The 15,302-nt window shown below is 70.7% G+C and carries 14 protein-coding genes and 1 riboswitch; of the genes, 6 read left to right on the plus strand and 8 right to left on the minus strand.

Annotation, left to right across the window (positions count from 1 at the left end; all coding sequences use genetic code 11):
* Positions 1 to 95 precede the first annotated feature (95 nt).
* The 4 genes from groL to thrC all read right to left on the minus strand — a co-directional run bounded on the left by groL (position 96) and on the right by thrC (position 4,323).
* Positions 96 to 1,718: a chaperonin GroEL gene (groL, locus tag OG247_RS19725; RefSeq protein WP_327253499.1), complete on the minus strand. Its 1,623-nt coding sequence runs from the start codon at positions 1,716 to 1,718 to the stop codon at positions 96 to 98.
* Positions 1,719 to 2,087: 369 nt separating this feature from the next.
* Positions 2,088 to 2,294 carry a cold-shock protein gene (locus tag OG247_RS19730; protein WP_008743607.1) on the minus strand — a complete coding sequence of 69 codons (207 nt, stop codon included), beginning with the start codon at positions 2,292 to 2,294 and terminating at the stop codon, positions 2,088 to 2,090.
* A 405-nt stretch (positions 2,295 to 2,699) separates the two neighbouring features.
* Entirely contained in the window at positions 2,700 to 2,978 is a 279-nt protein-coding gene (locus tag OG247_RS19735) for a MoaD/ThiS family protein (protein WP_327253500.1), read from the minus strand.
* A gap of 37 nt (positions 2,979 to 3,015) precedes the next feature.
* Positions 3,016 to 4,323, minus strand: a complete 1,308-nt coding sequence (thrC, locus tag OG247_RS19740; protein WP_327253501.1) for a threonine synthase — start codon at positions 4,321 to 4,323, stop codon at positions 3,016 to 3,018.
* 17 nt (positions 4,324 to 4,340) lie between these two features.
* Positions 4,341 to 4,499: riboswitch (SAM riboswitch) on the minus strand.
* A 198-nt stretch (positions 4,500 to 4,697) separates the two neighbouring features.
* Here thrC and OG247_RS19745 point away from each other — a divergent pair.
* Positions 4,698 to 5,684 (plus strand): glucosyl-3-phosphoglycerate synthase, encoded by a 987-nt coding sequence (locus tag OG247_RS19745; RefSeq protein ID WP_327257550.1) that lies wholly within the window; start codon positions 4,698 to 4,700, stop codon positions 5,682 to 5,684.
* A gap of 120 nt (positions 5,685 to 5,804) precedes the next feature.
* Positions 5,805 to 7,265, plus strand: coding sequence for an alpha,alpha-trehalose-phosphate synthase (UDP-forming) (locus OG247_RS19750; RefSeq protein ID WP_327253502.1), 1,461 nt, complete (start codon positions 5,805 to 5,807; stop codon positions 7,263 to 7,265).
* A 434-nt stretch (positions 7,266 to 7,699) separates the two neighbouring features.
* On the opposite strand, the gene otsB is transcribed toward OG247_RS19750, so the two are convergent.
* From otsB to OG247_RS19765, 3 genes are all read right to left on the minus strand, one after another.
* A complete protein-coding gene (gene otsB / locus OG247_RS19755) occupies positions 7,700 to 8,548 on the minus strand; it encodes a trehalose-phosphatase (RefSeq protein ID WP_327253503.1) in 849 nt (282 codons plus the stop codon).
* Between the two features lie 122 nt (positions 8,549 to 8,670).
* A complete protein-coding gene (locus tag OG247_RS19760; protein WP_327253504.1) occupies positions 8,671 to 8,922 on the minus strand; it encodes a DUF3263 domain-containing protein in 252 nt (83 codons plus the stop codon).
* A gap of 58 nt (positions 8,923 to 8,980) precedes the next feature.
* A complete protein-coding gene (locus OG247_RS19765; RefSeq protein ID WP_327253505.1) occupies positions 8,981 to 10,297 on the minus strand; it encodes an extracellular solute-binding protein in 1,317 nt (438 codons plus the stop codon).
* Between the two features lie 313 nt (positions 10,298 to 10,610).
* On the opposite strand from OG247_RS19765, the gene OG247_RS19770 reads away from it, so the two are divergent.
* From OG247_RS19770 to OG247_RS19785, 4 genes are all read left to right on the plus strand, one after another.
* Positions 10,611 to 11,504 (plus strand): ROK family protein, encoded by an 894-nt coding sequence (locus OG247_RS19770; protein ID WP_243339592.1) that lies wholly within the window; start codon positions 10,611 to 10,613, stop codon positions 11,502 to 11,504.
* Entirely contained in the window at positions 11,504 to 12,673 is a 1,170-nt protein-coding gene (gene nagA / locus OG247_RS19775; protein ID WP_327253506.1) for an N-acetylglucosamine-6-phosphate deacetylase, read from the plus strand. The genes OG247_RS19770 and nagA overlap by 1 nt, the downstream gene beginning before the upstream one ends.
* A 111-nt stretch (positions 12,674 to 12,784) precedes the next feature.
* On the plus strand, positions 12,785 to 13,708 hold the full coding sequence (locus OG247_RS19780; RefSeq protein ID WP_327253507.1) for a 1-phosphofructokinase family hexose kinase: 924 nt from the start codon (positions 12,785 to 12,787) through the stop codon (positions 13,706 to 13,708).
* Between the two features lie 125 nt (positions 13,709 to 13,833).
* Positions 13,834 to 14,181: a hypothetical protein gene (locus OG247_RS19785; RefSeq protein ID WP_243339528.1), complete on the plus strand. Its 348-nt coding sequence runs from the start codon at positions 13,834 to 13,836 to the stop codon at positions 14,179 to 14,181.
* Positions 14,182 to 14,230: 49 nt separating this feature from the next.
* Here OG247_RS19785 and OG247_RS19790 read toward each other — a convergent pair whose 3' ends face one another.
* Positions 14,231 to 15,268: a CBM35 domain-containing protein gene (locus OG247_RS19790; RefSeq protein ID WP_327253508.1), complete on the minus strand. Its 1,038-nt coding sequence runs from the start codon at positions 15,266 to 15,268 to the stop codon at positions 14,231 to 14,233.
* Positions 15,269 to 15,302: the final 34 nt, after the last annotated feature.

Here is a 15,302-nt window from a genome sequence, read left to right on the forward strand (position 1 = left end):
CAAACGCCCGAGGGCGGCACCCCCAGCTGGGGGTGCCGCCCTCGGTACGTGATGCGAACAGCCGATCTACCTTCGGGCCGGAGCCCGGGGGTGGATCAGAAGTCCATGTCGCCGCCCGGCATGCCGCCGCCGGCAGCGGCGCCGGCCTTCTCGGGCTTGTCGGCGATGACGGCCTCGGTGGTGAGGAAGAGAGCCGCGATGGACGCCGCGTTCTGCAGGGCAGAGCGGGTGACCTTCGCCGGGTCGATGATGCCCTCGGCGATCATGTCCACGTACTCGCCGGTCGCGGCGTTCAGGCCCCAACCGATCTGCAGGTTGCGGACCTTCTCCACGACGACGCCACCCTCGAGACCACCGTTGACGGCGATCTGCTTGAGCGGGGCCTCCAGCGCGAGCTTGACGGCGTTGGCGCCGGTCGCCTCGTCGCCGGTGAGCTCGAGCTTGTCGAAGACCGAGGAGGCCTGCAGCAGGGCCACGCCGCCACCGGCGACGATGCCCTCTTCGACGGCCGCCTTCGCGTTGCGAACGGCGTCCTCGATGCGGTGCTTGCGCTCCTTGAGCTCGACCTCGGTCGCGGCGCCGGCCTTGATGACCGCAACACCGCCGGCGAGCTTCGCCAGGCGCTCCTGCAGCTTCTCGCGGTCGTAGTCCGAGTCGGAGTTCTCGATCTCGGCGCGGATCTGGTTGACGCGACCCTGGACCTGGTCGCTGTCACCGGAGCCGTCGACGATGGTCGTCTCGTCCTTGGTGATGACGACCTTGCGGGCGCGGCCGAGCAGGTCGAGACCGGCGTTCTCGAGCTTGAGGCCGACCTCCTCGGAGATGACCGTGCCGCCCGTGAGGATGGCGATGTCGCCGAGCATGGCCTTGCGGCGGTCGCCGAAGCCCGGGGCCTTGACGGCGACGGACTTGAAGGTGCCGCGGATCTTGTTGACGACGAGGGTGGAGAGCGCCTCGCCCTCGACGTCCTCGGCGATGATCAGCAGCGGCTTGCCGGACTGCATGACCTTCTCCAGGAGCGGCAGCAGGTCCTTGACCGAGCCGATCTTGGAGTTGACGATCAGGATGTACGGGTCGTCGAGGGACGACTCCATGCGCTCCATGTCGGTGGCGAAGTACGCCGAGATGTAGCCCTTGTCGAAGCGCATGCCCTCGGTGAGCTCGAGCTCCAGGCCGAAGGTCTGCGACTCCTCGACCGTGATGACGCCTTCCTTGCCGACCTTGTCCATGGCCTCGGCGATGAGCTCGCCGATCTGGGTGTCGGCGGCGGAGATGGAGGCCGTCGAAGCGATCTGCTCCTTGGTCTCGACATCCTTGGCCTGCGCCAGCAGGGCGGCGGAGACGGCCTCGACGGCCTTCTCGATACCGCGCTTGAGGGCCATCGGGTTCGCACCGGCGGCCACGTTGCGCAGGCCCTCGCGGACGAGCGCCTGGGCGAGAACGGTGGCGGTGGTCGTACCGTCGCCGGCGACGTCGTCCGTCTTCTTGGCGACTTCCTTGACCAGCTCGGCGCCGATCTTCTCGTACGGGTCCTCGAGCTCGATCTCCTTGGCGATGGAGACACCATCGTTGGTGATCGTGGGGGCGCCCCACTTCTTCTCAAGGACGACGTTGCGACCCTTGGGGCCAAGGGTGACCTTGACGGCGTCGGCGAGCTGGTTCATGCCTCGCTCGAGACCGCGCCGGGCCTCCTCGTTGAACGCAATGATCTTGGCCATCTGAAGTGGTCCTCCCGGACAGCGGTGGATTGCTCCCGGACCGCGCCCGCGCCCGCGACGGACGGCCTGCGTGCCCGGCGGTTTCTTCCCGCCGGACCCTGCGGGCCTCACTGACCCGGTCCTCGTATAGGTAGCACTCTCACCTGGAGAGTGCTAACGCCAATGATTAGCACTCGACCCCCCCGAGTGCAAGCGGCTTCGGGCAACCCGGGATGAACAGCCAGGCGCGCCAAGGGCGCCGGAGCCGCCACGCACGAGGGGCCCGCATCCCGTGTCCAGGATGTGGGCCCCTCGTACATATGCCGTTGTGCCGTCGTACGCGGCCGCCGTGCGTGGCCCCGTACGTGTCGGTGGTCGATCGCGGTCGGACTAGCCGGCGGCGAGCTTGACCATGTCCGCCTGCGGACCCTTCTGGCCCTGCGAGATCTCGAACTCGACCCGCTGACCCTCTTCAAGGGTGCGGTACCCGTCCATCTGGATGGCGCTGTAGTGGACGAACACATCCGCACCACCGTCGACCGCGATGAAGCCGTAGCCCTTCTCCGCGTTGAACCACTTGACGGTGCCCTGAGCCATGCCTAACTCCCCTATTACTGGCCCTTGCGCAGGACCGCACTTCGCGGTCCCGGGTCAGAACTTGCGCCGGAACGCCTCGACCGGGGCTGAATGTATCCGCACCGCTGCTGTCTGCAACAGGTCATTCCGACGAGAATTCTGGACACGGCAAAAGATTGAAATAAGGTGAAAACCCAGAATATTCCAGGGCAACTCGGGCCGGACAAACCACGCCAACGACCCATAGCGCACTTGCATGTTGACTCAATGTCAACCCTCTCGCGGCCCGCTCATATGCGGCGGGCAAGAACAGCGGAGGGGACTTCCCCAACTCTACCGCGCCCAACCCAGCAGAATTGCCCCCTCCGTTTGGTAACGGAGGGGGCAATTCAGTTTCTACGAGGTCTCGCGCACGCCGTACGGGGCTCAGCAGCCGCCCGCGACGGCCGGAATGATCGAGATACCGGCGCCGTCCGGAGTGGACGTCTGCAGCCCGCCCTCGAAGCGCACGTCGTCGTCGTTCACGTAGACGTTGACGAACCGGCGCAGCTTGCCCTGGTCGTCCAAGACGCGCGCGGCGATGCCGGGGTGGCTGGTCTCCAGGGACTGGATGACCTCTTCGAGGGTCGCGCCCTCGGCGGAGACCTCGGCCCGGCCGCCGGTGTAGGTGCGCAGGATGGTGGGGATGCGGACGTTGACGCTCATGGCGCTACTGCCTTTCCGGTGTGCAGGGAGAAGAGGATCAGGCCAGGTTGGCGGCGCGGAACGCGTCCAGGCTGGGGCGGATGGTGGCGGTCTGGCCACCACCTTCGGCCACCGCCTCCAGGGTCTTGAGGCCGTCACCGGTGTTCAGGACCACGGTGGTCAGCGCGGGGTCGAGCTGCCCGTTCTCGATGAGCTTCTTCGTCACGCCGACGGTCACGCCGCCCGCGGTCTCGGCGAAGATGCCCTCGGTCTGGGCGAGGAGCTTGATGGCCTCGACGACCTGCTCGTCGTTGACGTCCTCGACGAAGCCGCCGGTCCGGCGCGCGATGTCCAGGACGTACGGGCCGTCCGCAGGGTTGCCGATGGCCAGCGACTTGGCGATGGTGTTCGGCTTCTGCGGGCGGACCACCTCGTGACCGGCCTTGAAGGCGGTCGAGACGGGCGAGCAGCCCTCGGCCTGGGCGCCGAAGATCTTGTACGGCTTGTCCTCGACGAGGCCGAGCTTGATCAGCTCCTGCAGGCCCTTGTCGATCTTCGTGAGCTGCGAGCCGGACGCGATCGGGATGACGATCTGGTCGGGCAGCTGCCAGCCGAGCTGCTCGCAGATCTCGTACGCCAGGGTCTTGGAACCCTCGCCGTAGTACGGGCGCAGGTTGACGTTGACGAAGCCCCAGCCCTCGCCCAGCGGGTCGCCGATGAGCTCGGAGCAGAAGCGGTTGACGTCGTCGTAGTTGCCCTCGATGCCGACGAGGTCGCCACCGTAGACACCGGCCATGACGACCTTGCCCTGCTCCAGGTCGTGCGGGATGAACACGCAGGAGCGGAAGCCGGCGCGGGCGGCGGCGGCGCCGACGGCGCCGGCCAGGTTGCCGGTGGAGGAGCAGGAGAGGGTGGTGAAGCCGAAGGCGCGGGCGGCCTCGACGGCGATGGCCACGACGCGGTCCTTGAAGGAGTGCGTCGGGTTGCCGGAGTCGTCCTTGACGTAGAGCTTGCCGGTGACGCCGAGCTCCTTGGCCAGGTTGGCCGCGTCCACGAGCTTGGTGAAGCCCGGGTTCAGGCTCGGCTTGGAGGCCACGTCCGCCGGGACGGGCAGCAGCGGCGCGTAGCGCCAGATGTTGTTCGGGCCGGCCTCGATGGCGGCGCGCAGGGCTTCCGGGTCGCCCAGCGGCAGGTCGTAGGCGACTTCGAGCGGTCCGAAGCACTCGGCGCAGGCGAAGATCGGGCCGAGCTCGAAGCGGGTACCGCACTCACGACAGGAGAGGCCGGTGGCGGGACCGAGATCAACAGAGGCGCCAGAAGCGTTTTCAACGGTTTCGGCAGAGGTTGCGACAGATTGTGCAGCCATGATGGCGAGGCCCTTTCTCCTCATCTTCCCCATGGCGCACTTCGCCATGAGACGGAATTGGCACCTTCCCTAGCCGGGGACCTCGCTGGCGGCGCTGGTGTGCGCGATCGCGAGAACCGACTGGAGGGTTGCCGGGGCTTCAACGGGCCGTGTCCCTCTGCCCCTCTGGATGAGCGGTATGGCACCGGCACACGCGCTCTGTGGCGCGCCGGTGCGTTTGTACGCGGGGACCCCCGGCATGCGGTGGACCTTCGCGTTGTTCAAGACTGTAACCGAAGGCCCGGGTGGTTGAGACAGCCGTCCGAACCGCGAGATGGATCACATTTCGGTCCAAACCAGTGATGAACCCAATGATGAACCAGGGAGTGCTGAAGGTGCTGGAAGAGGTGGAGCGCTGGCTGGCAGACCGCTCCTGGTCAGCCGCCGACCGACCGCTCGGCCAGCTGCTTTCGGCCAAGCGGGCAGCGGGCACCACGGTGAGCGTGGTGCTGCCGGCGCTGAACGAGGAGGCGACGGTCGGCGAGATCGTCGAAGTCATCCGGCGCGATCTGATCGAGGGCCTGCCGGTGCCCCTGGTGGACGAGCTCGTCGTGATCGACTCGGGCTCCACGGACCGCACCGCGGAGGTCGCGGCCAAGGCCGGGGCCCGGGTGGTGCACCGCGACGAGGTCCTGCGGCGGATCCCGGCGCTGCCCGGCAAGGGCGAGGTGCTGTGGCGCTCGCTGCTCGCCACCAGCGGCGACATCGTCTGCTTCGTGGACGCCGACCTGCGCGATTTCTCGGCGACCTTCGTCTCGGGGATCGTCGGCCCGCTGCTGACCGATCCGGACGTGCGGTTCGTCAAGGCCATGTACGACCGGCCCCTCGGCCAGGAGTTCGGCGACCCGTACGCCCCGGCCTCCGCCAAGGCCCACGGCCAGGGCGGCCGGGTCACGGAGCTGGTGGCCCGTCCCCTGCTCAACCTGCACTGGCCGCAGCTGGCCGGCTTCGTCCAGCCGCTGGGCGGTGAGTACGCCGTACGCCGCGAGCTGCTGGAGCGGCTGCCGTTCCCCGTGGGGTACGGCGTCGAGCTGGGCCTGCTGGTGGACGCGCTGCACGCGGCCGGGCTGGACGCCCTGGCCCAGGTCGACGTGGGCGTACGGCTGCACCGCCACCAGGACGGCCAGGCGCTGGGGCGGATGGCCGCGGCGATCTACCGCACGGCGCAGGTCAGGCTCTCGCGCGGGCACCTCGTACGCCCGGAGCTGACGCAGTTCGAGCGGGGCCCGGAGGGGTTCGTACCGCACACTTACGCCGTGGACACCGAGGAGCGGCCGCCGATGATCGACATCGAGGAGTACGCGCGCCGCCGCGTGGCGTAACGCCCGAATCGGCTCCCGTCCGCCACGCTCACGGCACCCGGCGGTGTGGTCTTCCTCTCGGTGCGGCGCGTGCGCGGGCGCTGACGTTTGACCGGACGCGAGGCGGGCTAGGTTCGCCGCATGGCTTCCCAGGTGCTCGTCGCCGCGAATCGCGGCCCCCTCTCGTACGCCCTCGCCACGGACGGCACGCTCAGTGCCCGCCGTGGCGGGGGCGGCCTCGTTTCCGGCCTCTCCGCCGCCCTCGCGCAGCAGCCGGAGGCGCTGTGGATCTGCGCGGCCCTGTCCGACGCGGACCGGGAGGCGGTACGGCGGGGAGTCGCCGAGCCAGGCGTACGGATGCTGCCGATCGACCCGGAGGTCTACGACGGGGCGTACAACGGCATCGCGAACTCGGTGCTGTGGTTCCTCCACCACCACCTGTACGAGATCCCGCGCGAGCCGGTCTTCGACGCGGAGTTCCGGCGGCAGTGGGGCTCGTACGTCACCTACAACGAGGCCTTCGCGGCGGCGCTGGCGGAGGAGGCGGCCGAGGGGGCGGCGGTCCTGATCCAGGACTACCACCTGGCCCTGGCCCCCGGAATGCTCCGGGAGCTCCGCCCCGACCTGCGGATCGGGCACTTCACACACACGCCGTGGGCCTCGCGGGAGTTCCTGGAGATGCTCCCGGCGGACATCCGGAGCCAGTTGGTGTGGGGGATGCTCGGGGCGGACCGGCTGGGCTTCCACACATGGGGGTGGGCCGACAACTTCATCGCCGGCGCGAAGCTCGATGACGCGACCGGCATCGCGGACCCCTTCTTCCCCCGGGACGGACAGGCCGGGGTGTGGCACCGCAAGCTGCTCGCGGACCGCGGGACGTACGGGGAGAAGCGGTTCGCCGCGGTGACCCCCTACCCCCTCGGCGTGGACGGGGACGAGCTGCGCGCGCTCGCGCACCGGCCGGAGGTGGACGACAAGCTGGCGGCGCTGCGGGCGGAGGTCGGCGGGCTGAAGACGATCGTCCGGGTGGACCGCACGGAGCTGTCGAAGAACATCCTGCGGGGGCTGCTGGCGTACCGGGAGCTGCTGGTCACGCACCCCGAGTGGCGGGAGCGGGTGGTCCACCTGGCCTCCGCGTACCCCTCCCGGCAGGACCTGACCGTCTACCGGCAGTACACCGAGTCGGTGCGGGAGCTGGCGGCCTCGATCAACGCGGAGTTCGGCACGGCCGGCTGGCAGCCGGTACTGGTCTCCGTCGAAGACGACTTCGCGCGGTCGCTGGCGGCGTACCGGCTGGCGGACGTGGCGCTGGTCAATCCCGTGCGGGACGGCATGAACCTCGTCGCGAAGGAGATCCCGGTGGTGTCGGAGGCGGGGTGCGCGCTGGTGCTGTCCACCGGGGCGGGGGCGTACGAGGAGCTCGGGGCGGATGCGCTGACGGTGAACCCGTACGACGTGACGGCGACGGCGGAGGCGTTGCACGCCGCCCTGTCCATGCCGGCGGCGGAGCGCGCGGACCGTACGAAACGCCTGGCCGCGGCGTCCACGGCCCTCCCGCCGGCCCAGTGGCTCACGTCCCAACTGGACGCCCTGCGCACCTGACCGCGCCCCCGCCCGGGGCGAACCCCCGCAGCAACCCGCACCGCTGCGCGAGGCCAGGTCCCCACGGCGCCCCTCACCGCTACCCGGGCAAAGCCCCCACGGCGCCCCTCAGCGCTGCGCGGGCAAAGCCCCCGCTGCGACCCTCGCCGCTGCGCGGGGCAAAGTCCCCTACCCGCCCTTCCACCGTTCCCCGGGCTGCGCCCGGACCCCTCCTGGGGCTCCGCCCCAGACCCCGCTCCTCAAACGCCGGAGGGGCTGGAATTGCCGCTGCGCGGCAACCCAGCACGCCGGCCCATCCCAGCCTCGCCTGCGTTTGAGGCGCGGGTCTGGGCGGAGCCCGGGGAACGGTAGAAGGGTGGGTAGGGGACGGCCCCGCAGGGCACCGAGCCGCACCCGCCCACCGGGCACGCAGGCACGCTGGCACGCGTCAAAGACTAGGCACGCACGGCCCCGGCCAACGCCGCCAGGAAGGCGACGACCTCCGACGGACCGGACAGCGTCAGGTCCGCTCGGGAGGCGAGTTCCGGAACCTCCGCGGAGCCACTGCACAGCAGCAGCCCCGGCATGCCCCCCGCCCGCAGCTTCTCCACCGCCGAGTACGCCGCGAGGTCCCCCAAGTCGTCCCCGGCGTAGAGCACGGCCTGCGCCCCCACCTCCGCGAGGTACTCCGTGAGGGCGACGCCCTTGTCCATCCCCGGCGGCCGCAGCTCCAGTACGGCCCGGCCCGGTTCGACCATCAGGCCGTGCCGGGCCGCCAGCCCCGCCAGGGGCTCGCGCAGGGCCGCGAAGGCCGCTTCCGGGTCGGCCGCGCGGCGGGTGTGGACGGCCAGCGCCTGGCCCTTCTCCTCGATCCAGGTCCCGCGCCACGCGCCGATCGCGTCCAGGAACCCGGGCAGCTCCGCCCGGACCGCCGCCACCCCCGGATGCTCGGCCGGAGCGTGCACGATGCCGCTCACGGCATCCCATCGCTCGGCCCCGTAGTGCCCGAGCACCACCAGGTGTTCGAGTCCCGGGACCCCGGCGAAGCCCCCGTAGCGGACGGCGACCCCGGCCGGCCGGCCGGTGACGACCGCGATGGAGCCGACCTCGGGGGCGAGGGCGGCGAGCGCGGGGACGGCTCCGGGGTGGGCGCGTGCCTGGTCGGGGTCGGGGACGATGTCGGCGAGGGTGCCGTCGAAGTCGAGGGCGACGACGGAGCGGCGCGGTGCGCGGAGGAGGGCTTCGAGTCCCTCGCGTCCGGCGGTGGTGACGGGCATCGGCAGATCGTGCGGATGGCTCCCCATACGCTCGACCCTAACGGCCCAGCCGGGCCACGGCTACGGCGCGGTCCACGGCTCCGGCCATGACCCGCTGCGGATCCGCCACATCCGCCACGGATCCCCCCTGAACCCGCCCGGCCCCGCCGCTACCGCCTCGCCCGCTGGGCCTCGCGGATGCGCCGCAGGCGGTTCACGGTGCCCGGCGCGTGCCGGAGCGCCCTGGGATCGTCCATCAGCGCGTTGAGCAGCTGGTAGTACCGGACCGGGGGCATCCCCAGTCCTTCCCTTATGGCCCGCTCCTTGGCGCCCGGCCCGGGCCAGGTGCGCCCTTCGTAGGCCAGTACGGCCGCCTCGTCGGCGCTCAGCGCGGCAGGCGGCCTCTCGTCCGCGTCCGTCATACGGCCAGATTAACTCCGCCCTACGACAGCTACGACAGCCCCCGCTCGGCGGCCCGGATCAGCGGGAGTCCGCCTTGCGCGCCATCTCCGTGAGATCCGCGAGGGTCTTCTCGGGCTGTCCCCCCGGCTGTACGGCCTTGCCGATGTTCTTCTTGACGTCCTCGCTCACGGCCGACCAGGACTTCTTGCCCACCGGGTACAGCCGCGCGTTGGGCAGTGCGTGCAGGAAGGTCTTCAGCTCCGCCGAGGAGGCGCCCGTAGAGGCGTCCATGGCCCGGGAGCCGCTGGTGGTGACCGGGAGCAGGTCGTACTTCTCGGTGAAGGCCGTCACGTTGTTCGCCTCGTACAGGAAGTCCAGGAACTTCCCGGACTGCATCTGGTGGCCGGTCTTGAAGGCCATCACCCAGTCGGCGACGCCCATCGTCGGGTGGGGCACCCCGTCGGAGGTCGGCATGGGCGTCATGCCGTACCGCACGCCCTTGGCGGCGGCCTGCTTGAGCAGGGTCGGGTGCCCGTTGAGCATGCCGACCTCGCCGCGCGCGAAGGAGTCGAAGGCGGCCTGGCGGTCCAGCTTGGCCGGTTCGACGGGGCCGGTCAGGCCCGCGCCGACCAGCTTGTCGCGCAGGAACTCCAGGGTCTTGACGTTGGCCGGGGAGTCGATCGCGTACGCGTCCTCGTTGTCGGCGTAGCCTCCGCCGCCCGCGAGGAGCCACTGCATGGTCTCGGCCTGCGCCTCCTCGCGGCCCAGGGGCAGCGCGAAGGGCGTCGGGACTCCGTCCGCCTTGAGCTTCTTGGCGGCGGATTCCAGCTCGGCCCAGCTCTTGGGCTGCCAGGGGGTCTTGCCGTCCTTGGGGATGACTCCGGCGTCGGCGAACAGCTTCTCGTTGTAGAACATCAGCCGGGTGCTGGCCACGAAGGGCATGCCGTACTGGACGCGCCGGACCTTGCCGGCCTCGGCGAGCGGTTCGAGGAAGTCGGCCTGGGTGTTCACGGAGAGCAGCTCGTCGGCGGAGTACAGCTTGCCCTCGGCCGCGTAGTCGGCGTAGGCGCCGATCTGGGCGATGTCGGGGGCGTCGCCGGCCTTGACCATCTCGGCGACCTTGGCGTCGACCTCGGACCAGGAATAGACGTCGACCTGGACCTTGATGCCGGGGTTGCGCTTCTCGAAGGAAGCGGCGAGGTCCTTCCAGTAGGGCTTGGAAGAGTTTTCCGGTTTGTCCCCGTAGTCGGCCGCCACGACCTTCAGGGTGACCTCGTTGTTCCCGGTGACGCCCGACACGGCGCCGCAACCGGTCAGCGTCACGGTGGTCAGGCACAGTGCGAGGCCGGACGCGGCGAGGTTCAGCTTTCTGGCCTGGACAGTTCGCGCCTTCAAAGTTCTCGTTCCACCCCAGGTTGTTCCGTACGATTCGCGTAAAGGTCTACACCACTTTTGAGCCTGGTCAACATCCGGCCCCAAACGTGCACACAGCCTGCACGCGCACATGCGTACGGACCCGCACACGGACCCGCGTGCGGACCCGCGTACGGACCCGTGTACCGGCCCACCCGCCGGCGAAGGTCCCGAATTTGTATGGCTACTCAACAATCCCTCCCAGTGGACTAGACCTTTGCCCTCCGATCACGCGAGACTGTCACCCGTGAAACCCGTGAAACACGTCATCGCCCTCGATGTGGGCGGCACTGGGATGAAGGCCGCCCTCGTCGCCGCCGACGGCACCCTGCTCCACGAGGCGCGCCGCGCCACCGGCCGTGAGCGGGGCGCCGAAGCCGTCGTCGAGACGATCCAGGACTTCGCCGCCGAGCTCCTCGACCTCGGCCGGGAACGCTTCGCCACCACCGCCTCCGCGGCCGGCGTGGCCGTCCCCGGCATCGTCGACGCCGAGAACGGGATCGCCGTCTACGCGGCGAACCTGGGCTGGCGCGACGTCCCCATGCGCGAACTGCTCGGCAGACGCCTCGGCGGGATCCCGGTCGCGCTGGGCCACGACGTCCGCACGGGCGGACTCGCCGAAGGCCGCATCGGCGCGGGCCGCGGCGCCGACCGCTTCCTGTTCGTCCCCCTCGGCACCGGCATCGCCGGAGCCATCGGCATCGCCGGCCGCATCGAGGCCGGCGCGCACGGCTACGCGGGCGAGATCGGCCACATCGTGGTCCGCCCCGGCGGCCCCGCCTGCGGCTGCGGCCAGCGCGGCTGTCTGGAGACCCTCGCCTCCGCCTCCGCCGTCAGCCGCGCCTGGGCGGCCGCCTCCGGCGACCCCGACGCGGACGCCGCGGACTGCGCCAAGGCCGTCGAATCCGGCGACGAGCGCGCCCTGGAGGTCTGGCTCGCCGCCATCGGCGCCCTGGCCGACGGGCTGGTCACCGCGATCACCCTGCTGGACCCGCGCACGCTGATCATCGGTGGCGGACTGGCCGAGGCCGGGGAAACCTTGTTCACACCACTACGGACGGCCGTCGAGGAACGCGTGACGTTCCAGCGGCTGCCCCACATCGTCCCGGCGGCCCTCGGGGACACCGCCGGATGCCTGGGCGCAGGGCTGCTCGCCTGGGATCTACTCGCCACGGAGGTACCTGCCTGATGTCCGGAAGCGCACATGTGGGCCGCAGCACCGTTCTCTCCGGCGCCGACGTGGTGCTGCCCACGGGCATCGTCAAGGGCGGACGCCTCATCGTCGACGGCGAGCGCATCGCCGGCAGCGCGGAGGAGAACGCGGCCGTCGTCGACCTCTCCGGGTGCCTGATCGTCCCCGGCTTCGTCGACATGCACAACCACGGCGGCGGCGGAGCCTCCTTCACCTCCGGCACCGCCGAGGAGGTGCTCAAGGGCGTACGGACCCACCGCGAGCACGGCACCACCACCCTGGTCGCCTCCACCGTCACCGGGGACCTGGACGAGCTCGCCCGCCGCGCCGGACTGCTCGCCGAGCTGACCCAGCAGGGCGACATCGCGGGCATCCACTTCGAGGGCCCGTTCATCAACGCCTGCCGCAAGGGCGCGCACAAGGAAGACCTCCTGCGCGACCCCGACCCGGCCGAGGTCCGCAAGCTGATCGACGCCTCGCACGGCGCCGCCCGCATGTTCACCCTCGCCACCGAACTCCCCGGCGGCCTGGACTCCGTACGGCTGCTCGCCGAGCACGGGGTCATCGCCGCGATCGGCCACACGGACTCCACGTACGAGCAGACCCTCGAAGCCATCGACGCGGGCGCGACCGTCGCCACCCACCTCTACAACGCGATGCCGGGCATGGAGCACCGCGCCCCCGGCCCCATCGCGGCCCTGCTGGAGGACGAGCGGGTCACCGTCGAGCTGATCAACGACGGCACCCACCTGCACCCCGCCATGCTGGAGCTGGCCTTCCACCACGCGGGCGCGCACCGGGTGGCGCTGATCACCGACGCGATGGACGCGGCCGGCTTCGGCGACGGGATCTACCACCTCGGCCCGCTGGAGGTCGAGGTCAAGGAGGGCGTCGCCCGCCTCGTCGAGGGCGGCTCCATCGCGGGCTCCACCCTCACCCTGGACACCGCCTTCAAGCGGTCGGTCACCCTCGACAAGCTCCCCGTCGAGTCCGTGGTCCAGGCGATCTCCGCCAACCCGGCCAAGCTGATCGGCGTCTACGACCAGGTCGGCTCGCTGGAGCCCGGCAAGTACGCGGACCTCGTCGTCCTCGACTCGGCCTTCGACGTCCGGGGCGTCATGCGGCGCGGCGAATGGATCGTGAACCCGCTCGCGGCGGGCAACTGATCGGGCCCCTCCACGAAAGCGGTCGGCCCGGGGTACTGGGCCGACCGCTCCTGTGTTTGACATGCTGTCCCCCCGCACGAGGCGGCACCACCGAAGAACCCGGGACCCGCCATGATCCTGACCGTGACGCTCAACACCGCACTCGACGTCACCTACCGCGTACCGCGCCTGCTCGCGCACGCCTCCCACCGCGTCACCGAGGTCACCGAACGCCCCGGCGGCAAAGGCCTCAACGTGGCCCGCGTGCTCGCCGCGATCGGCCACGAGGTCACCGCGACCGGCTTCGCGGGCGGCCCCACGGGAACCGTCGTACGCGAACTGCTCGCCGGCTCCCCCGGCGTCCGCGACGAACTGGTCCCCTGCGCGGGCACCACCCGCCGCACCCTGGCCGTCGTCGACGAGGCCTCCGGGGACACCACGCAGTTCAACGAACCCGGCCCGCTGATCACCGCCGCCGAGTGGTCCGCGTTCCTCACCCGCTACGAGGCCCTGCTGGCGGGCGGCGCCCGCGCGGTGGCCCTGTGCGGCAGCCTGCCCCCGGGCGTACCCATAGGGGCCTACGCGGCCCTCGTACGGACGGCCCGCTCGGCCGGCGTGCCCGTCCTCCTCGACACCAGCGGCGAGGCCCTGCGCCGCGGGGTCGCCGCCCGCCCCGACGTGATCAAACCGAACGCCGCCGAGCTCGCCGAGCTGACCGGCTCCCGCGACCCGCTGCCCGCCACCCGCGACGCCCGCCGCCGCGGGGCCCACGCCGTGGTCACCTCGCTCGGCCCGGAAGGACTGCTCGCCGCCACCGCCCTGGGCACCTGGCGGGCGGCCCCGCCCCGCACCCTGACGGGCAACCCCACCGGCGCCGGCGACTCCGCCGTCGCGGGCCTGCTCTCGGCCCTCACCGAAGGCCTGGACTGGCCGGACCGCCTGACCCGCGCGGTGGCCCTCTCCGCGGCCACGGTCGCGGCCCCCACGGCGGGAGACTTCGACCCCCGCACCTACGAGGAGGTACGGGGGTCGGTGAAGGTCACGGCGGGCACGTAGTTCGGCCATTCCCGCAGGTCAGACCGAGGATTTCAGCCAATTCCGTGCAGCCCCGGGCTGTACCGAGACCTCACCCCTACATTAAATCGAACACATATCCGAGTAACTAATTGGAGTGTTCACTGATGAACTCACGAATCCGGGCCGCCCTGACATGCGTCGGCTTCACCGCTGCGGCAGTACTGGGCCTGTCGAACCCGGCAGCTGCTGCCGAAACGGCGGGCGTGTGGATGAACGGCAGCCATTCCTTCAACATCCGCACCAGCGCGAGCACGTCCGGAAGCCTCATCGCCACGGTCTCGAACACGTCGACCCGCGTCCCGTGCACCACGACGCCCTGTACACGCAACAACGAGGGCGGGTCTTACAGCTGTTGGTCGGGAGGTCCCTCGGGCAACGACTGGGTGAAGGTCAACTACAACGGGCGTATCGGCTGGGTCGCCATCTACTGCGTCGAGGCCGGCCGGATCTAACGGAAGCCTGCCACGGTCGGGGCCCGCTGGGCCCCGACCGCGCGAGGACTCAGCGCTTCTCGAGGACGAACCGGTCGATGACCGCCTCGCAGGAGTTGCCCGCCTCGCAGGAGATCTTGATGGTGTTCGTGCCCTGCTTGAGGTTCACGTACGAGTACGTGTTGGTCCAGCCCTTGTCCCAGGCACCCTCGCCGGCCTTCGCGAAGTTCTTCATGTTGATCGGCCGAGTCTGCACGGTGTCGTTGATCGCCAGCGTCATGTTGGCGTCCTTGCCCGGCACGCCGTAGTACATCCGGAAGGTGTACTCGCCGGTCTTGGGGACCTCCAGCGTCCAGGTCACCGCAGCACCCGGCTGGTTGAAGCCGCCGACGTACTTGCCGCCCTCGCTCTTCGCCCCCGGCACCGCGCTCTCCAGCGCCGCGCCACCGCTGATCACCATGCCGGAGCCGCCCGCGTCGCCCTTCGGCAGCGGAGCGTCCGCCGGCGCGGAGTCGCTCGGCTTGCCCGAGGGGGTGTTCTGGGCGGGCGCCGACGGGCTCTGGCCCGTGTTCGCTGTGTTCTTGCCCTTGTCGGCGTCGTCGTCCTTGCCGAAGATCACCGCCGCGCTGATGCCGATCGCCACCGCGGCGACCACCGCGACGGCCGCGATGAGCATGCCCTTGCGGCTGGACCCGCCGCCGCCGTGGCCGCCACCGCGCCCGCCGCCGGAGCCCGGCAGCGGAAGGGACTGGGTGTACTGCGGGGGCTGCTGCTGCGGCGGAACGCCGTAGCCGCCCGCCTGCAGCGCTTCGGGGGCCTGGTACTGCGCCTGGTAGGCCGGGGGCTGCTGCTGCGGGCCCTGCTGATAGGGAACGGGCCCGCGCGGGCCGCCGTAGGGCCGGTCACCGACCGTGCGGACCTGGTTGTACGAGGTCCGGGGCACACCCGGCTGACCGCCGGCCGTGGGTCCCGGGTAGCCGTACCCGCCGCCCTGCCCGGGCGGGGTGGCCCCCGCGGCCTGGCCGTCCTCGTAGAGGTAGCCGAACGGGTCGTCATCCTCGGGCTTGTTCGCCCCGTTGTTCGGGCCGTGGTTCGCGGGCGTCGTCATCGCAGGTCACTCCTTTCGACCCCGGGGAGCCTAC

The organism is Streptomyces sp. NBC_01244 (assembly GCF_035987325.1).
Classification (GTDB): Bacteria; Actinomycetota; Actinomycetes; order Streptomycetales; family Streptomycetaceae; genus Streptomyces.